We start from the raw sequence: 18,836 nt of genomic DNA, 5'->3' as shown, positions 1-18,836 counted from the left end.
TGGCACCGTCCCCATGGCGGGATAAACGACACCGTGCCCATCAGCCGCCTCGGTCTCGATCGGGACAACCTGTTGAGGCTCCACATCTAGCCGATCGTCTGCTCCGGCAGTTCGATGAGCGGTGCGGGCACGTCGGTCGTCTTTTCCTTCGCCTTGCAGAGGTCGGCGATGACGCAGGCGGGACAGTCCGGCTTGCGCGCCTTGCAGACGTAGCGACCGTGCAGGATGAGCCAGCGATGCGTGTGCGGCAGGTAGTGGTCCGGAACCACGCGCATGACGTTCGCCTCCACTTCGTCGACCGTCTTTCCCGGCGCGAGCCCGATGCGGTTGGCTAGGCGGAAGATGTGGGTGTCGACGGCGACCGTCGCTTCGCCGAAAGCCATGGAAAGGACGACGTTCGCCGTCTTGCGGCCGACGCCCGGCAGCGTCACGAGGTCTTCCCGCGTGCGCGGCACGACACCGCCGAAATCGGCAATCAACCTTTCGCTGAGCGCGATGACGTTCTTCGCCTTGTTGCGATAGAGGCCGATCGTGCGGATGTGTTCGCGCACAGTCTCCTCGCCGAGCGCGAGCATGGCTTCCGGCGTGTCGGCGATCGCGAAGAGCTTCCTCGTCGCCTTGTTGACCCCGGCATCCGTCGCTTGCGCGGAAAGCACGACCGCGACGAGCAGTGTGAAGGCGTTCGTATGCGCGAGTTCACCTTTCGGCACCGGACGCTGGACGGAAAGGCGCCGGAAGATCTCCTCGATCTCTGCCTTCGCGTATCGGCTTCGCGGCAAGCGCCTGGCCGGCGCCTTCATGCGCTTCGTCGCCGCGTCGGCCGCTTTCGTCGCCGTTTTGCCCTTCAGCTTTCCCATCCGGCCTCTATACTCAGGCAGGATGAACGATGGCAATGCGAGCGAAGGCATGAACGAACGGCCGGTGTTCGAGGCGCTTCTGACGCCGCACCGATCGCTTGGCCGACGCGGCTTCATCGCACTGATGTGTGTGTTCGGGGCCGTGTGCTTCGCCAACGGCGTCGTCTTCGTCATCATGGGCGCATGGCCCGTCTTCGGCTTCTGCGGGCTCGACATCGCCCTGGTCGCGGGCGCGTTCTGGCTGAACTACCGCGACGGCCGGGCGCGCGAGGAAGTATCGATCTCGCGCACGCACCTGCATATCCGCAAGGTCGCCCCGTCGGGGCGTTTCGTCGATCACGACTTCAACCCGTTCTGGGCACGCTTCCGCGTGGCGCGGCACGAAGAGATCGGCATCACCCGCATGCGCGTTTCGGGTGAGGGCCGCTTCACCGACGTCGGCACCTTCCTGAACCCGGACGACCGGGAAACCTTCGCCGACGCCTTTTCCGGCGCGCTCGCTTCGGTCAAGCGGCCGTAAGGCCAAGAAGCCAATTTGGCAGGAATCGGGTGGCGGGGTGCATTTCCGCATGCTTGATTGGCACCGACGAAGGAGGCCAGTGCCATGACCGTCGCAGCAAGGTTCGAAGCCGATATCACACCCACCGGAACCGATTACGATACGGTACGCCGGGTCATCGAGCGGCTGTCGCGCGACTATCGCGAGCAGCCGACGCTGGAAACGATCGCCGCCGATCTCGGTCGTTCGCCGAGCGAGGTGCAGAAGACTTTCACGCGCTGGGCCGGCCTTTCGCCCAAGGCCTTCCTGCAGGCGGTGACCCTCGACAACGCGAAGCACCTGCTCGGTACGGAAGGCCTGCCGCTGCTCGATGCCAGCCTCGAGCTCGGCTATTCCGGTCCCGGCCGGCTGCACGACCTCTTCGTCACCCACGAGGCGATGTCGCCCGGTGTCTGGAAGGCGCGCGGCGAAGGGCTGACGATCGCCTACGGCTACCACCCCTCGCCCTTCGGTACGGCGTTGATGATGGCTACGGACCGGGGTCTCGCGGGCATCGCCTTTTGTGATGGGGACGAGGAGGAAAGCGCCTTCGAGGACATGGCGCGCCGCTGGCCGAAGGCTGCCTATGTCCGCGACGATGCGAAGACGGCGCCCTATGCGAGCCGCGTCTTCGATCCCGGCCGCTGGAGGGCGGACGAGCCGCTGCGCGTCGTCATGATCGGCTCCGATTTCCAGATCCGGGTCTGGGAGGCCCTGCTCGACATTCCGATGGGCCGGGCGAAGACCTATTCCGGCATCGCCGGCGAGATCGGGAGCCCGAAGGCCGCGCGCGCGGTAGGTGCCGCGGTGGGCCGTAACCCCCTATCCTTCGTGGTGCCCTGCCATCGCGCGATCGGGGCGTCCGGTGCGCTGACGGGCTATCACTGGGGCCTGACGCGCAAGCGCGCCATGCTCGGCTGGGAAACCGGGCGTCTCGGCGCCGGTTGAACGACACAGCGCACGCCGAACGAAACCCGACGAGCGACGACGCATCCCGAACCACCGGACGCGCGAAACCGGCGTTTCGCGCGTCCGGTTCGAAGAATTATTTTCCGTCGTTCGGGCGAGCCTTGTCGCCCTTTTCGTTCGACGTCGTCTTGGCGTCGCTTTCCTGGCCGAACTTGGTGCCGCCGAGATGGGCGCCGCCGGAGGTGTTGTCGACGGCCTTCTCGTCGTCGTGCTTCTTGTTCGTCATCGTCGAGGATTCCTTTCGCATGGACTGCGCGGCCAACCCGCTGCGCCGCTTCGAAGTTCCATCGCCTCCGCGGTTTTGCATCCAAAAGTATAAATCGCGACCCGTTGCGGCGCTTTACTGAAAGAAAGCTTGAACCAATCGGGCTTTTCGGTCAGATTGCCGCACTGCGACCATTTGGCAGGGGAGAGCCTCGGTCGCTTCTTCGAGGAGGAGGATTTCATGACCATAGAGACCGAAAGGGATACCCGGATTCCGACGCCCGGGCCGGAACTCGGCATTGCCGGAACCATATTCTTCGCGCTGGCGACCATCGTCTTTCTCGGCGGCGGCCTGTTCGCAGCCGCGTCGATGTTCTTTTAGAGCATTCAATCCAGACCGATCCGGTCTGGCGTCACGGACGATGAACGCAACTCGATGAGACGGATCGCTGCCGGTTCGCACCGTAAGCGCACGGGCATGTCTGCGATCGGCCTTCCGTCGCCAACATGGTCGGCTGCGATCATCGTTCGGCTGGGTCGTCCGGCGGGCATCGAAGTGTTCCCGGCTCTTAGCGAACCACTTCATTCAAGTGTCTGATCGATGCCGGAGGCCATGCTTTCATAGCGGAATTTCTTCCTAATTCTGCTTTACGCGGATGCGCTGCTCGGCTACGACTGGTGCCGCGCGGTCCGGCCTTCCGGATCGCGGGAAACGCATTTCGGCGCCCCGGAACGGACCGTAAGTCATGCTGTCGCATTCGCGCATATGGGCGGCCCTCGACGCGCTCGCGGCGCGCAACGGCCTTTCGCCATCGGGTCTCGCACGCCGTGCGGGCCTCGACGCGACGTCCTTCAACAAGTCGAAGCGGCGCGCCGCCGACGGCCGGGAGCGATGGCCGTCTACGGAATCGATCGCCAAGGTGCTGGGCGCCACCGGGGCCTCGCTCGACGACTTTTTGATGCTGGTACGCGGTGAAACGGCGCAAGCGCGCCGAACGCGCGATGCCTACCCGCCGCGGACGAGCTCCTTCCCGCTTCTGGGTTTCGCCCGGGCAGGCGCCGGCGGCTTCTTCGACGACAGCGGATTTCCCGTCGGCGAAGGGTGGGAACTCGTCGACTTCCCCACCCCGCCCGGCGAACGCGCGGGTGCCTACGCGCTCGAGGTGCAGGGCGACAGCATGCTGCCGCTCTATCGCGACGGGGACGTGCTCATCGTCGAACCGGGAGCACAGGTGCGCCGCGGCGACCGGGTCGTCGTGCGCACGCTTGGCGGCGAAGTCATGGCGAAGGTGCTCAACCGGCGCACGAGCGATGCGATCGAACTCGTCTCGATGAATACGGAGCATCCCAACCGCACCTTCGCGTTCGACGAGATCGAATGGATGGCGCGCATCGTCTGGGCGAGCCAGTAGCTGGGCCACCGGCCCCGCCCCGGCCTGTTGGAAGGTGGCGCGCCGCCGCTTTCGTTCGACCGGGGAACGCACTATGGTGCCGGGCCATCGACACGTTGCGGTGCGCGACGACGGAATCTCCAGCAGAGGTCACTCATGGCATCGACGATTTCAGTTCAGGACGCCCTCGTCTACATCATGGTGACGACATCGGCCGTCGATACCGCCATGAACGACAAGGAGCTCGCCCGCATCGGACGGTTGACGCGCTTCCTGCCGGTTTTCGACGGCTTCGACGAGGAACGCCTCATTCCGGTCTCGCGCGATTGCGCGGCGATCCTTTCCGAAGACGAGGGGCTTTCGACGATGCTCGCCCTCGTGCGCGACGCGATCCCGCCACGCCTGCACGACACGGCCTATGCGCTCGCCGTGGAAGTCGCCTCGGCGGACATGCATATCCAGGCCGAGGAGATCCGCTTCCTGCAGATGCTGCGCGACCGGCTCGACCTCGACAAGCTGACCTGCGCGGGCATCGAGCGCAACGTCATCGCCCGTTTCAGGACGCTTTGAAGCACCGGAGATTCCGGCGAAGGCATCGTCGCAGTCACTCGAACGTGTGTTGTCGGCCGGCGGCGCGGTTTCCATATGCGCAGGCGTTGACGAACGAGGCGAGTACGCCGCCTCGTCGCGTCCGGTACGTCGCCACGGAGTGCATCGGATGACCCTCGCCGGCTTTTCCGAGCCGATCGTACGGCTCGTCGCCTTCGCTGCGATCTTCGCGGCCATGAGCGTCTTCGAACTGGCCGCACCACGCCTCGAACGTGCGGAGATGGCAGGGGCATGGAAGTCCAGGCGATGGTTCGCCAATGTCGGCGTGCTCGTCGTCTCCTCGCTCTGCCTCCGGTTCGTCTTTCCGCTCGCAGCCGTCGGCACGGCGCTCTGGGCGAACGCGAACGGCATCGGTCTCTTTGCCCTTCTCGGCCTGCCGGCATGGCTTGCGGGGATCCTCGCCTTCGTCATCCTCGATTTCGGCGTGTGGGCCGAGCACGTGGCGAGCCACAAGGTTCCCCTTTTCTGGCGCATCCACCGCATCCACCATTCCGATACCGGATTCGACGTGACGACCGCCTTGCGTTTCCATCCGCTCGAAATCGTGCTCTCCATGGTATGGAAAACGGCGATCGTGCTTGTTCTCGGACCGCCGGCGATCGCGGTGCTCGTCTTCGAGATCGTGCTGAACGGCATGGCGATGTTCAATCACGCCAACCTCGCGCTTTCGCCGCGCCTCGACGGGTGGCTGCGCACGCTTCTCGTCACGCCCGACATGCACCGGGTCCACCATTCCTGCGAGCGGCGCGAGACGGATGCCAATTACGGCTTCAACTTCTCGCTCTGGGACCGTTTGTTCTCGACCTATGTCGCGCAGCCGGCACGCGGCCACGACGGCATGCATATCGGCCTCGACGACTACCGTGGACGGCGCACGGCAGGCCTCGGCTGGATCCTTCTCCTCCCCTTCCGGCGATGAACCGCAACGCGCTTCAGTAGAGGCCGCTCGGGAAGTAGCGCTGGTAGATCTCCGCGAAACGCCCGTCGCGCGTCATCGACAGGAGCGCATGGTCGAAGGCCTCGGCAAGGTCGCGATGCTTCTCGTCGACGGCGATCGCGAGGCCGTGACCGAGGAAATGCTCCGAAAGGTACGGGCCACCGAAGAAGGCACAACATTCCTTCGCCTGCTTGCTCGACAGCCAGAAGGACAGTCGTACGCCATCCCCGAAGGCGGCGTCGATCTTGCGCGAACGCAGCGCGTCGAGCATCGCGTCGGCGGTATCGAACGGCTTGGCGGCGAGCTTCGGAAAGAACGCGCGGAGCATGGCCGCATGTGCGGAGCCCTTCACCACGCCGACCGGCTTGCCGGAGAGCGCGATTGCGGGCGTACCGTCGAGGCTCGTCGCGCGGTTGCGCACGAAGCGGGCCGGCAGGTGCAGATAGGACCGCGTGAATGTGAAGCGTTCGCGCTGTTTCTGCGTGACCGCGAGACCGGCGATCACCGCTTCCCCCTTCCCCGTCGAGAGCGCACCGGTCAGGTCGTCGAAGGGCAGCGCCTGGATCTGGCAGCGGTCGACGATATCGAGTTCCTCGCAGAGGCCACGTGCCAGATCGATGTTGAAGCCGGTGAGCCTGCCGGTCTGGTCGATGAAGTTGAACGGCGGAAAGTCCGTCGTCGTGAGAAAACGGATCCGTTCGTAACCGGAAAGGTCGGGAAGGCTCAGCCTTTCGTTGGAATGGAAATAGGCCGGGATATCGCTCGACCCGTCAGACCCATCGGCCGGAAGCGACGTTTTCGGCACGGTATCGGCGGACGGTTCGCTTGCGCGAACCGGCGCGACCCGTTCGCCCGATCCATCGTCGGCCGGTGCAGCGCCCCGGGCGGGCATCGAGGCGGTCGCCATCGAGAAGCAGACGGCGCAAAGGAAAAATACGGATAAATTCTTTAACGAAAAATTTGCCTTATACGCCACGTTCGTTACCATCGGTGCGGGGAACTGGGGGCCGCCGTTTGGGGACGACGGTGAAAAAGATAATGCTTTCGGGTTCATACCTGCAAGGCTTGGTGTCGACGTATCGTGCCGAAACGGTACGACGTGGCACGCATGCGCCAAGGGCGACCAAGCCGCGAGGGTTCACGGCTTCACGAACAGTGCGCCCCGAAGACGCAGCGCACGGCATCGGCCGGCCGCCGCGGGAATCCATACGTTTTCTTCGCCGCCTCGGCATCGGCAAACCGGCGCTCGCCGCCGCATTGGAACGGTCGCGGCACAATGTCACCAGCCTCGAAGCCGAACTCATGGCCGCCGGCGACATCGACCCCGCCATCTATTACGAGGCGCTCGCGCAATGGCTCGGCGTGGCGTTCATCGCCGAAATGAACGCGGCGGACCTCGTGGAATGTCCACACATGGATGCCGCCCTGCGCGACTGTGCCCCCGTACGCGTCGAGCGGGCGGGGCAAACCATGCAGGTCATCGCTCCGTGCTTCGCGCAGTTCCAGGATCTCGCAGCGATCTTCGAGCGCAGGCCCGACCTTCGCGCGCGCTTCGCGATCGCGACACCGGCAACGATCCGCCGTTGCGTCTGGGAATGCCGCTCGATCGCGCGAGCACGCGAGACGACGCGGCGCCTCTTCGAGGGTTCCGCCTCCGAAAGCGCGCGGCTCGTCGTCACCGGCGCACAGGGGTTCTTCGCGGGTCTGGCGCTCGCCACGCTCCTTCTCGTTCTGACGGCCGCGCCATGGACATCGCTGTTCGTCACGCATGCATGCCTTTCGCTGCTGTTCTTCGCGTGCATCGCCATCCGCTTCTTCGCGCTCAAGCGAACCAGCGCCGACCCGTGGCGTCGGCCGAACGCCGACCCCGGAGTTTGCCCGCCCGTCTATACGGTTCTCGTCGCGCTTCACGACGAGGCGTCGGTCGTCGGCGAGCTCGTGGCCTCGCTCTCGCGCCTGGAATGGCCGCGCTCGCTCCTGGAGATCAAGCTCGTATGCGAGGCCGACGATCACGCGACGGTCGCCGCTCTCGAAAGCCTCGACCTGCCCGGCGAATACGAGATCGTCCGCGTGCCGGTCGTCGGTCCGCGGACCAAGCCGAAGGCACTTTCCTATGCCCTGTGCGGCACGACGGGCGACTATCTCGCGATCTACGATGCGGAAGATCACCCGCATCCCGAGCAATTGCTCGAGGCGCACTCCGTCTTCCGCCGGTCGCCGTGGAGGATCGGCTTCCTTCAGGCCCCGCTCGTCATCGCCAACGGGCGACGGTCTTCGTGGTCCGCACTCTTCGCGCTCGAATATGCCGGGCTGTTCCGGATGCTGCTGCCGATGCTCGCCCGCTTCGGCCTGCCGATGCCGCTCGGCGGCACGTCCAACCATTTCCGCATGCAGGCGCTTCGCGAGAGCCTTGCCTGGGACCCGCACAACGTCACCGAGGATGCCGATCTCGGCATTCGGCTCTACCGGCGCGGCTATCGCGGCGGCGTTCTGAATGCGCCGACGCTGGAGGTCGCGCCAGAAAGCCGAAGGGTCTGGCAGGCGCAGCGCACGCGTTGGTTCAAGGGCTGGCTGCAGACCTGGCTTGTGATGATGCGCGCGCCGCGTACGCTTCTCGCGGAAATGGGGCCGGTCGGCTTCCTCGTTTTCCAGGTACTCATCGGCGGCATGATCCTCTCGGCGCTTGCCCATCCGCTGCTGATCGGCTTCGTCGTCGAGGGCGTGCTTCACATCATGCCGCAATTTCATGCCCATACCGGCGTCTTCGGCTGGACGCTCTTCGGCATGGACGCGATCAACTTCCTCGGCGGATATATCGGCTTCCTGGCGCTCGCTCACCGCGCGATGGTCCCCGAAGAACGCCGGCGCGTGCGCGGCCGTGGGTGGCGGCTGCCGTTCTATTGGCTGGAAATGTCGCTCGCCGCATGGCTCGCCGTCTTCGAACTCGCCCGAAACCCCTTCTACTGGGCAAAGACGCCGCACGCTCCCGCTCGCACGCAAAAGGCCAAGACGGCACTGCCGTAAGACCGTGAACGATCGTCTTACGGCCGGCCGGTCCCCTAGAACATCGACCGCAGAGTCGTCCCGCCGAATGCCGTGCAAAAGCGCAACGCGCCGCGGCGAATGGGTCGGCGTCGCTTTCGACGCTTGCAATCCCGGCTTCGACGCCATTTAGTGCCTCGCGAATTCCCCTCGCGGGCACGTTCTTCGCGGGGCACTTTGCAAAGGAGCGAAGCATGCGCATCACACACGTCGGTTTCATTCTCGCGATCGCGTTCGCGGTTACCTCGTGTGGACGCACGGACTACGCGGCGAACGAGGCGAGCCAACCCGCAGGGCCCTCTTCCATCGCCGCCGCGCCCGTCGGCGGTGTCCAGCAGTCGCAGCTGCCGCCGCCAAGCGGTGATAACGGCATGGACAATGCTTCGACCGCGATGCCCGGCGACGAAACCGGCCCATCCTCCGACGATACCGGCGACCAGACGCAGATGGCGAGCCTGCCGACCGGCACCGGCGCTCCCTCGATCAGTCGCGAGGCGCTGCTCGGACGCTGGACGACCTCGACGGGAAGCTCGACCTGCGATCTCTTCCTCTCGCTTACCAAGTGGACCGGCGGCTACCGTGCCGCCTCGCGCAACTGCGCGGGCATCGCCGAAGACATTTCGGCCTGGGACGTGAAGAACAACACCGTCGTGCTCAGCGATTCGACCGGCAATCGCCTTGCCACCCTGACCAAGGCGGGCGACAAGAGCTATACCGGCACGACGCAGACCGGCCAGTCGATCAACCTGTCGCGTTAGGCCGATCGGTCGCGGTATCCGCGGTCACGAAGCCCCAGGACGATGGAGCCCGAACGATCGCGCTGCCTGATTCCATAACGGTCGTCGCGCGCTACAACGCGCTGGTCGATTCCGGCCGGGTCGAGAAGGACCCGGCACAAAAGGCACTGGCGGCGGCGCTCGACCGCGTTCTGGACGGCGTTCGCTCGCACCGCGTCGCGCGCAAGTCGAGCGCGCTCGGCTGGCTCTTCGCGAGCCGCCGCGAAGAGCCGCGGACCATCGAGGGGCTCTACATCCACGGCCCCGTCGGCCGCGGCAAGACCATGCTCATGGACATTTTCTTCAAGCTGGTGCCGGCCAAGCGCAAGCGTCGCACTCATTTCAACACCTTCATGAACGACGCGCACGAACGCATTCATGCCTACCGGCAGAAGGTGAAGGCCGGCGAGGTGAAGGACAGCGATCCGATTCCACCGGTCGCGGACGACCTGATGGCCGAAGGCTGGGTGCTGTGCTTCGACGAGTTCGCCGTCAGCGACATCACCGACGCCATGCTGCTCTCGCGGCTCTTTTCCGAACTCTTCTCGCGTGGATGCGTCCTCGTCGCCACGTCCAACGTGGCGCCACGCGATCTCTACAGGGACGGACTGAACCGCGATCTCTTCCTGCCCTTCATCGATCTCCTCGAAAACCATGCCCGCGTCTTCAACCTTCAGGCGCGAACGGACTATCGGCTGGAAAAGACTGCGAACCTGCCGGTCTACCATGCGCCGCTCGACGAGGAGGCGAGAAGCGCAATGGACTCGGCATGGCAGCAGGTCACCGCGGGCAAGACGGTGCGCGGCGAGGAACTTACGGTCAAGGGCCATGCGGTGCCGGTGCCGCAGGCGGCTGGTACGTCGGCGCGCTTTTCCTTCGAAGAACTATGCGCCCGGCCGCTCGGACCGGCGGATTATGCCGCGATCGCCGAACGCTTCTCGACGGTCTTCCTCGACGGCGTGCCGAAGCTCGCCGAAAGGCAGCGCAACGAGGCCAAGCGGTTCATCGCGCTCGTCGATACGTTCTACGATCGTCATGTCCGGCTTTTCGTTTCGGCGGAGGCCGAACCTGACGGACTGATGGAAACGGAAGGCACGACGGAAGCCTTCGAGTTCGAACGGGCCGCATCCCGGCTGATAGAGATGCGCAGCCGCGATTATCTCGACGGACGCCGATCGACAATATGATAGCTCGTTGACGTTTACGTCAATTGCGTCTTATCTAAGGGTCTGATTTTTCGTATCCTTGAAGTTTTGGTTGTCTTTTCCGTCTAGCGGCGTTATCCCCATCGCGTTTCCAGACGCCGACGCTTCCGGCCGGCGTCGTTTCACGGCTTGGACAAGGCGACCACGATGGGGCGCGAGAAAAGAACGCAAAAGCCCGGCGATGTCGGTGGAATGCCGTCGATCATCGCCTGGAAGCGATCTGCGACCTCGCATACGGCACGGGATGCCGCCCTTCCGGACGCACCGATCCTTCATCGGACACGATTCGAAGTTCGCCGAGGCTTCGGCTTCTGGCGGAACGACCGGCTCACGGCCGGCGTTCGACCTGTGTCCGCTCCCCTCCTGCCCGGCGCGAAGCCGGCGCGACCAGAGGAAACTCGACCATGAACATCCATGAATACCAGGCCAAGGCGCTCCTGAAAGGCTACGGCGCTCCGGTCGCCGAAGGCGTCCCGATCTTTTCAGCCGACGAGGCGCGCGATGCGGCGGCCAAGCTGCCCGGCCCGCTCTTCGTGGTGAAGAGCCAGATCCACGCCGGCGGGCGCGGCAAGGGCAAGTTCACCGAGCTCGGCGAAGGATCGAAGGGCGGCGTACGGCTGGCGAAATCGGTCGACGAAGTCGAAGCGAACGCGCGCGAAATGCTCGGCAATACGCTGGTGACCAAGCAGACGGGCCCGGCGGGCAAGCAGGTGAACCGCCTCTACATCGAGGACGGCGCCGACATCGACCGGGAACTCTACCTCTCGCTGCTCGTCGACCGCACGGTCGGCCGGCCGGCCTTCGTCGTCTCCACCGAGGGCGGCATGGACATCGAGACCGTCGCCGCCGAGACGCCGGACAAGATCCTCACTCGCGCCATCGATCCGTCGACCGGTGTCGGCGACGAGGACGTCGCCGCCCTTTCGGACGCGCTGAAGCTCGAAGGCGCCGCGCGCGAGGATGCGAAGACGCTCTTTCCCGCGCTCTACAAGGCCTTCGTCGAGAAGGACATGGCGCTGCTCGAGGTCAATCCGCTGATCGTCATGGAGAACGGGCATCTGCGCGTGCTCGACGCGAAGGTCTCCTTCGACGGCAACGCCCTCTTCCGCCATGACGACGTGAAGGAGCTGCGCGACACCTCCGAGGAGGACGAGAAGGAAATCGAGGCGTCGAAATACGACCTCGCCTACGTCGCGCTCGACGGCAATATCGGCTGCATGGTCAACGGCGCCGGCCTCGCCATGGCGACGATGGACATCATCAAGCTCTATGGCGCCGAGCCCGCGAACTTCCTCGACGTCGGCGGCGGCGCCTCCAAGGAAAAGGTGACGGCGGCCTTCAAGATCATCACCGCCGATCCGAGCGTGAAGGGCATCCTCGTCAACATCTTCGGCGGCATCATGCGCTGCGACGTCATCGCCGAGGGCGTGATTGCCGCGGTGAAGGAAGTCGGCCTGCAGGTGCCGCTCGTCGTACGCCTCGAAGGCACGAACGTCGAGATCGGCAAGAAGATCATCGACGAAAGCGGCCTCAACGTCATCTCCGCCGACGACCTCGACGACGCCGCCAAGAAAATCGTCGCAGCTGTCCAGAGCTAGAACGGATGGCACGCGAAGACACCGATCCGACCGAGGGGTTTGTCCTAGCTGCGAGCGGCGAGGGCCATGCCGTGTTGGCACAGCGCGCCGCACGTACGCTGCGCGAAGCCATGCCGGAATGCGTGATCGACCTCTTCACCGATCAAAACGTCGACAAAGATGTTTTCGATGGTGTCTTCGCGCTTGAGCGCTCGTGGTTTCGCCCGAAGATGGAAAGTCTTCGCCGTTCGCGTTTCGAGCGCACGATCTATCTCGACAACGACGTGATCGTGCTTTCCGATTTGTCGGAGATCTTTCAGGTATTGACCCGATTCGACATGACGGGCGTACAGATGATCCGCACGAACTGGAAGCTCGGACGCGTTCCTTCGGCATCGGACGTTCCACCTTGCTTCCCGCAGATCAACGGAGGCGTTCTCGGTATCGCGTCAAGTGCGCGGACGCGCAGCCTTGTTGACGAATGGGAGCGCAGGCTCATCAAGACCGGTGCGAAAAACGATCAGCCAATCCTGCGCGACCTGCTGTGGACCGGCGATGTCCGCTTTCACGTCCTGCCGCCCCAATACAACATGATGAGCCACAAGCTCTTGGCGAACTGGGACTCCTCCTTCGCGGCGCCACGGGTGCTTCATCTCGGCGCGAAGCTTAAGGCCGACGATCCTGGAGACGTTGCCAGCGCCTACGATCTCGATACCCTGATCGGACGAACTATGGCCGAACACATACGCGATCTTCGCGCCGCCGATCCGAACGTCGGGGGGAACCCGAAACACTCCGTACCGCCGTTGTCTTCTGCCATTCCGATCTCGTAGGCGACATTCGGTCCAACCGAACGACACATCAGCGATCATCGCCGCCATCTGCCGGAACGATCGCCGCAATAAACCGAGAGGCTTTGCCAATGTCCATTCTCGTCAACAAAGACACCAAGGTCCTGGTTCAGGGTCTGACCGGCAAGACCGGCACCTTTCACACCGAGCAGGCGCTCGCCTATCACGGCACCAAGATGGTCGCCGGCATCCATCCCAAGAAGGGTGGCGAGACGTGGACGGCCGGTGAAGGCGCGAAGGAAGCTTCCGGTACCGAGCTGCCGATCTTCACGAGCGTGGCAGAGGCGAAGGACAGGACGCAAGCCAACGCGTCGGTGATCTACGTTCCGCCGGCGGGCGCGGGTGCTGCGATCATGGAAGCGATCGAGGCGGAGATCCCGCTGATCGTGTGCATCACCGAGGGCATTCCGGTCGCCGACATGGTGAAGGTGAAGGCCAGGCTCGAAACATCGAACTCGCGGCTGATCGGGCCGAACTGCCCGGGCGTTCTGACGCCCGACGAATGCAAGATCGGCATCATGCCCGGCAACATCTTCAAGAAGGGCTCCGTGGGCATCCTGTCGCGCTCTGGAACCCTGACCTACGAGGCCGTGTTCCAGACGACGAACGAAGGCCTCGGCCAGACGACGGCCGTCGGCATCGGCGGCGATCCGGTCAAGGGAACCGAGTTCATCGAAATGCTGGAAATGTTCCTCGCCGACGACGCGACCGAATCGATCATCATGATCGGCGAGATCGGCGGCCAAGCCGAGGAGGACGCCGCTCAGTTCCTGAAGGACGAGGCGAAGAAGGGCCGCAAGAAGCCGGTCGTCGGCTTCATCGCCGGGCGAACGGCCCCTCCCGGACGGACGATGGGCCATGCCGGCGCCGTCATCACCGGCGGCAAGGGCGGCGCGGAAGACAAGATCGCGGCGATGGAGGATGCGGGCATTACCGTTTCCCCCTCCCCGGCGCAGCTCGGCAGCACCCTGGCCAGGAAGCTCAAGGGCTGACCGCCATCTTTGTTGGGCGATCGCGCACGAAAGAAGTGCACGATCCGGCGGTAACACGGTTGTAACGCGCACCGTGCACAACGACATGCGATAGGGCGGCGAAAGCGGCCGTATCGAACGGGTGCCGGAGGGCGCCCACGATGCAACGAAGGCCGGAACGGGACACCGGCACGACCCCAAGGATGCGCGGCGCGAGAACGCTTCGCAAAGGTTATGACCATGGCACGGCAGGAAGCCAACGACGCGTTCCAGGAAACCTCGTTCCTCTACGGCAGCAATGCGGGCTACATCGAGGAGCTCTACGCGCGCTACGAGGACGATCCGCAGGCGGTTCCCGAGGAGTGGCGCTCGTTCTTCGAGTCCCTGGCCGACGATGCGGAGAATGTGCGCAAGGCCGCTGCCGGCGCTTCCTGGGCGAAGTCCGACTGGCCCCCGAAGCCGAACGGCGAACTGATCTCCGCGCTCGACAACAACTGGGGTGCTGTCGAAAGCCATGTCGGCGCCAAGCTTCGCGACAAGGCCGAAAAGGCGCCGACGAACGGGGCCACCAACGGCCACGCGGCCGTCAGCGAAGCGGAAGTCATGCAGCAGACGCGCGATTCCGTTCGCGCCATCATGATGATCCGCGCCTACCGCATGCGCGGCCACCTCCACGCCGACCTCGACCCGCTCGGCATCGCCGGCCCGCGCGAGGACTATAACGAGCTCGATCCCAAGACCTACGGCTTCACGGACGACGATTTCGACCGTCCGATCTTTCTCGACAACGTGCTCGGCCTCGAATGGGCGACGCTGCGCGAGATGCTCTCGATCCTCGAGCGGACCTATTGCTCGACGATCGGCGTCGAGTTCATGCACATCTCCGATCCCGAGGAGAAAGCCTGGATCCAGCAGCGCATCGAGGGTCCGGACAAGGGCATCGAGTTCACCGAGCGCGGCAAGTCGGCGATCCTGCAGAAGCTCGTCGAGGCGGAAGGCTTCGAACAGTTCATCGACGTCAAGTACAAGGGCACGAAGCGCTTCGGCCTTGACGGCGCGGAAGCGCTGATCCCGGCGCTGGAACAGATCATCAAGCGCGGCGGCGCGATGGGCCTGAAGGAAATCGTGCTCGGCATGGCGCATCGCGGCCGGCTGAACGTGCTTTCACAGGTGATGCACAAGCCGCACCGCGTCATCTTCCACGAGTTCAAGGGCGGTTCGGCGAACCCCGACGACGTCGAAGGCTCGGGCGACGTGAAGTACCACCTCGGCGCCTCTTCCGACCGCGAGTTCGACGGCAACAAGGTGCATTTGTCGCTGACGGCGAACCCCTCGCATCTCGAGATCGTCAATCCGGTCGTCATGGGCAAGGCGCGCGCCAAGCAGGACCTTTGGGCCGGCAAGCCGCGCGAGGAAGTCGTGCCGCTCGAAAAGCGCGCACAGGTGCTGCCGCTGCTGATCCACGGCGACGCGGCCTTCGCCGGCCAGGGCGTCGTGGCGGAGTGCCTCGGCCTCTCCGGCCTTCGCGGACACCGCGTCGCCGGCACGGTGCACTTCATCATCAACAACCAGATCGGCTTCACCACGAACCCGCGTCTGCAGCGCTCCTCGCCCTACCCGTCCGACGTCGCGAAGATGATCGAGGCGCCGATCTTCCACGTGAACGGCGACGATCCAGAAGCGGTCGTCTACGCCGCCAAGGTGGCGATCGAATTCCGGATGAAGTTCCACAAGCCGGTCGTCGTCGACATGTTCTGCTACCGGCGCTACGGCCACAACGAGGGTGACGAGCCCTCCTTCACGCAGCCGAAGATGTATCAGACGATCCGCACGCACCAGACGACGTTGCAGGGCTATACCAAGAAGCTGATCGAGGAAAAGCTCGTCGACAACGATCGCGTCGAGGCGTTGAAGGCCGAGTGGCGTTCCCATCTCGACGACGAATTCGAGCGCGGCTCGAGCTACAAGCCCAACAAGGCCGACTGGCTGGACGGCGTATGGTCCGGCATGCGGGTCGCCGACGACGAGGACGAGCGTCGTCGCGGTAAGACCTCCATGCCGATGAAGCAGCTCAAGGAGATCGGCCGGAAGCTTTCCGAACTGCCCGAGGACTTCAAGGCCCACCGCACGATCAAGCGCTTCATGGACAACCGCCAGAAGATGATCGATACCGGCGAGGGCATCGACTGGGCGACCGGCGAAGCGCTCGCCTTCGGATCGCTGCTGCTGGAAGGCAACCCCGTCCGCCTGTCCGGCCAGGACGTGGAGCGCGGCACCTTCTCGCAGCGCCACTCCGTGCTCTACGATCAGGAGACCGAAGAGCGCTACATTCCGCTCAATCACGTCGGCAAGGGCCAGCAATTCTACGAGGTCATCAATTCGATGCTCTCGGAGGTCGCCGTGCTCGGCTTCGAATACGGCTATTCGCTCTCCGAGCCGAATGCGCTGACGCTGTGGGAAGCGCAGTTCGGCGATTTCGCCAACGGCGCGCAGGTGGTCTTCGACCAGTTCATCTCGTCGGGCGAGCGCAAATGGCTGCGCATGTCCGGCCTCGTCTGCCTGCTGCCGCACGGCTACGAGGGCCAGGGACCGGAGCACTCGTCGGCACGCCTGGAGCGCTATCTGCAGCTGTGCGCGGAAGACAACATGCAGGTCGCCAACTGCTCGACGCCGGCGAACTACTTCCACGTCCTGCGCCGGCAGATGAAGCGCGACTTCCGCAAGCCGCTCATCCTGATGACGCCGAAATCGCTGCTGCGCCACAAGCGTGCGATCTCGACGCTTTCGGAGCTTTCCGGCGACACCTCCTTCCATCGCCTGCTCTGGGACGATGCGGAGATGCTCAAGGACGAGCCGATCAAGCTCAAGAAGGACAACAAGATACGCCGCGTCGTCATGTGTACCGGCAAGGTCTATTACGATCTCTACGAGGAGCGCGAGCAGCGCGGCATCGACGACATCTATCTGCTGCGCCTGGAACAGCTCTATCCGTTCCCGGCGAAGGCGCTGATCAACGAACTCTCGCGCTTTTCGGGTGCGGAGATGGTGTGGTGCCAGGAAGAGCCCAAGAACATGGGCGCCTGGTCCTTCATCGACCCCTATCTCGAATGGGTGCTCGCCCATATCGACGCCAAGCACAAGCGCGTGCGCTACACCGGCCGGCCGGCCGCGGCGTCGCCCGCGACGGGCCTCATGTCCAAGCACAAGGCGCAGCTCGCGGCATTCCTCGAGGATGCGCTCGGCGGCGAATGACGACAGGCAAGCTGATTTCCGACAAGGACCGAAAGAATGGCAACTGAAATCCGCGTCCCCACCCTCGGCGAGTCCGTTACCGAGGCCACGATCGGCACCTGGCTGAAGAAGAAGGGCGACACCGTCTCGGCCGACGAGCCGCTGGTGGAACTGGAAACCGACAAGGTGACGCTCGAGGTTCCCGCACCCGCCGCCGGCACGCTCTCCGAGATCGTCGCCAACGAAGGCGACACCGTCGAGGTGGACGCGCTGCTCGGTTCCATCGAGGCCGAAGGCGCCGGCGGTGGCTCCGCCGGCAACGGCGCCTCGGGTGGCGGCGCCAAGGCGAAGGCGGAAACGACATCGGCCAGCGCGAAGAAGGACGATGCGGGCAAGGCCGCCAATGGCGGGGGTTCCGGCAAGGGCAGCGGCAAGATGGTCGACGTTCCCGTTCCGGCGGCCGGCGAATCCGTGACTTCGGCGACCGTCGGCGAAGTCTTCAAGAAGGTCGGCGACGAAGTGAAGATGGACGAGCCGTTGCTCGAACTCGAAACCGACAAGGCCGCGCAGGAAGTGCCCTCGCCGGCGGCCGGCGTCGTGCGTGAACTTCTGGTCGAACAGGGGCAGGACGTCGAGGTCGGCGAACTGCTGTTGCGCATCGAGGAAGGTGCGACCGGCGGATCGGCCGGTGCCAGCCACGAGAAGGGCGAGCCCGCCACGCCGAACGGTCCCGGCGAGACGCCCTCCCCACGCGAAGGCGGCGAGAAGAAGGGCGGCACCGACATGCCGCCGGCACCCTCGGCCAAGAAGATGATGGAGGAGAAGAACGTGTCCTCCGATCAGGTCGTAGGGTCCGGCAAGCGCGGCCAGGTGCTGAAGGGCGACGTGATGGACGCGGTCAACCGCGCCAGCCCCTCGAGCCCCGCTGAAGAGCCGAAGGTGCAGGCTCGCGCAAAGTCTTCCGACGAGGATTCTTCCCGCGAGGAACGCGTGAAGATGACGCGCCTGCGCCAGACCATCGCCAAGCGGCTGAAGGGCGCACAGAACACGGCCGCCATGCTCACCACCTACAACGAGGTGGACATGAAGCCGGTGATGGACCTGCGCGCCAAGTACAAGGAGCTCTTCGAGAAGAAGCACGGCGTCAAGCTCGGCTTCATGGGCTTCTTCACCAAGGCCGTCACCCATGCGCTGAAGGAAGTGCCGGCCGTCAACGCCGAGATCGACGGCACGGACATCATCTACAAGAACTTCGCCCATATCGGCGTCGCCGTCGGCACCGACCGGGGCCTCGTCGTACCGGTGGTGCGCGATGCCGACGCCATGTCGATCGCCGGCGTCGAGAAGGAGATCAACCGCCTCGGCAAGGCCGCGCGCGACGGGCAGCTTTCGATGGCCGACATGCAGGGCGGCACCTTCACGATCTCGAACGGCGGCGTCTACGGCTCGCTGCTTTCCTCGCCGATCCTGAACGCGCCGCAGTCCGGCATCCTCGGCATGCACAAGATCCAGGAACGCCCCGTCGCCATCAAGGGCGAGGTCGTCATCCGGCCGATGATGTATCTGGCGGTCTCCTACGACCACCGCATCGTCGACGGCAAGGAAGCCGTGACGTTCCTCGTGCGCGTCAAGGAAGTGCTCGAAGATCCCGAGCGTCTGGTGCTGGATCTGTAGAGCG

At 64.6% G+C, this 18,836-nt stretch carries 17 protein-coding genes; 14 read left to right on the top strand and 3 right to left on the bottom strand.

The features are described from left to right. Positions 1–86: 86 nt before the first annotated feature. A complete protein-coding gene (gene nth / locus FJU11_RS10595; protein WP_407946703.1) occupies positions 87–857 on the bottom strand; it encodes an endonuclease III in 771 nt (256 codons plus the stop codon). Between the two features lie 22 nt (positions 858–879). Between nth and FJU11_RS10590 the strand changes: the two genes are divergently transcribed. Further along, complete coding sequence (locus tag FJU11_RS10590; protein WP_141167026.1) at positions 880–1,377, top strand: DUF2244 domain-containing protein; 498 nt, start codon at positions 880–882, stop codon at positions 1,375–1,377. 84 nt (positions 1,378–1,461) lie between these two features. Beyond that, on the top strand, positions 1,462–2,343 hold the full coding sequence (locus tag FJU11_RS10585; protein WP_141167025.1) for a bifunctional helix-turn-helix domain-containing protein/methylated-DNA--[protein]-cysteine S-methyltransferase: 882 nt from the start codon (positions 1,462–1,464) through the stop codon (positions 2,341–2,343). A 97-nt stretch (positions 2,344–2,440) separates the two neighbouring features. On the opposite strand, the gene FJU11_RS18305 is transcribed toward FJU11_RS10585, so the two are convergent. After that, the gene (locus FJU11_RS18305; protein WP_181408142.1) at positions 2,441–2,590 is read right to left on the bottom strand and encodes a hypothetical protein; all 150 of its coding nucleotides are present in this window, start codon (positions 2,588–2,590) and stop codon (positions 2,441–2,443) included. A 129-nt stretch (positions 2,591–2,719) separates the two neighbouring features. Between FJU11_RS18305 and FJU11_RS10580 the strand changes: the two genes are divergently transcribed. From FJU11_RS10580 to FJU11_RS10565, 4 genes are all read left to right on the top strand, one after another. After that, positions 2,720–2,950, top strand: coding sequence for a hypothetical protein (locus tag FJU11_RS10580; RefSeq protein ID WP_141167024.1), 231 nt, complete (start codon positions 2,720–2,722; stop codon positions 2,948–2,950). 364 nt (positions 2,951–3,314) lie between these two features. Further along, on the top strand, positions 3,315–3,980 hold the full coding sequence (locus tag FJU11_RS10575; protein ID WP_141167023.1) for a S24 family peptidase: 666 nt from the start codon (positions 3,315–3,317) through the stop codon (positions 3,978–3,980). A 135-nt stretch (positions 3,981–4,115) separates the two neighbouring features. Then, positions 4,116–4,529, top strand: coding sequence for a tellurite resistance TerB family protein (locus FJU11_RS10570; protein WP_141167022.1), 414 nt, complete (start codon positions 4,116–4,118; stop codon positions 4,527–4,529). A gap of 148 nt (positions 4,530–4,677) precedes the next feature. Further along, complete coding sequence (locus tag FJU11_RS10565) at positions 4,678–5,487, top strand: sterol desaturase family protein (protein ID WP_141167021.1); 810 nt, start codon at positions 4,678–4,680, stop codon at positions 5,485–5,487. 13 nt (positions 5,488–5,500) lie between these two features. Here FJU11_RS10565 and FJU11_RS10560 read toward each other — a convergent pair whose 3' ends face one another. Further along, positions 5,501–6,397, bottom strand: a complete 897-nt coding sequence (locus tag FJU11_RS10560) for a transporter substrate-binding domain-containing protein (protein ID WP_141167020.1) — start codon at positions 6,395–6,397, stop codon at positions 5,501–5,503. Positions 6,398–6,762: 365 nt separating this feature from the next. Between FJU11_RS10560 and FJU11_RS10555 the strand changes: the two genes are divergently transcribed. From FJU11_RS10555 to odhB, 8 genes are all read left to right on the top strand, one after another. Continuing rightward, positions 6,763–8,529 (top strand): glycosyltransferase family 2 protein, encoded by a 1,767-nt coding sequence (locus tag FJU11_RS10555; protein WP_181408141.1) that lies wholly within the window; start codon positions 6,763–6,765, stop codon positions 8,527–8,529. A gap of 212 nt (positions 8,530–8,741) precedes the next feature. Then, positions 8,742–9,305, top strand: coding sequence for an AprI/Inh family metalloprotease inhibitor (locus tag FJU11_RS10550; RefSeq protein WP_141167018.1), 564 nt, complete (start codon positions 8,742–8,744; stop codon positions 9,303–9,305). A 56-nt stretch (positions 9,306–9,361) separates the two neighbouring features. Beyond that, positions 9,362–10,510 (top strand): cell division protein ZapE, encoded by a 1,149-nt coding sequence (gene zapE / locus FJU11_RS10545; protein WP_141167030.1) that lies wholly within the window; start codon positions 9,362–9,364, stop codon positions 10,508–10,510. A 422-nt stretch (positions 10,511–10,932) separates the two neighbouring features. Then, positions 10,933–12,126 carry an ADP-forming succinate--CoA ligase subunit beta gene (gene sucC, locus FJU11_RS10540; RefSeq protein ID WP_141167017.1) on the top strand — a complete coding sequence of 398 codons (1,194 nt, stop codon included), beginning with the start codon at positions 10,933–10,935 and terminating at the stop codon, positions 12,124–12,126. 5 nt (positions 12,127–12,131) lie between these two features. Next, positions 12,132–12,938, top strand: a complete 807-nt coding sequence (locus tag FJU11_RS10535; protein WP_141167016.1) for a putative nucleotide-diphospho-sugar transferase — start codon at positions 12,132–12,134, stop codon at positions 12,936–12,938. An 89-nt stretch (positions 12,939–13,027) separates the two neighbouring features. Next, positions 13,028–13,948: a succinate--CoA ligase subunit alpha gene (gene sucD, locus FJU11_RS10530; RefSeq protein ID WP_141167015.1), complete on the top strand. Its 921-nt coding sequence runs from the start codon at positions 13,028–13,030 to the stop codon at positions 13,946–13,948. Positions 13,949–14,167: 219 nt separating this feature from the next. Continuing rightward, positions 14,168–17,179, top strand: a complete 3,012-nt coding sequence (locus tag FJU11_RS10525) for a 2-oxoglutarate dehydrogenase E1 component (RefSeq protein WP_141167014.1) — start codon at positions 14,168–14,170, stop codon at positions 17,177–17,179. Between the two features lie 36 nt (positions 17,180–17,215). Next, entirely contained in the window at positions 17,216–18,832 is a 1,617-nt protein-coding gene (odhB, locus tag FJU11_RS10520; protein ID WP_141167013.1) for a 2-oxoglutarate dehydrogenase complex dihydrolipoyllysine-residue succinyltransferase, read from the top strand. Positions 18,833–18,836 lie beyond the last annotated feature (4 nt).

Origin of the sequence: Pararhizobium mangrovi (genome assembly GCF_006516965.1) — a bacterium.
GTDB lineage: Bacteria > Pseudomonadota > Alphaproteobacteria > Rhizobiales > Rhizobiaceae > Pararhizobium_B > Pararhizobium_B mangrovi.
This window is presented reverse-complemented; position numbering and strand designations above follow the sequence as displayed.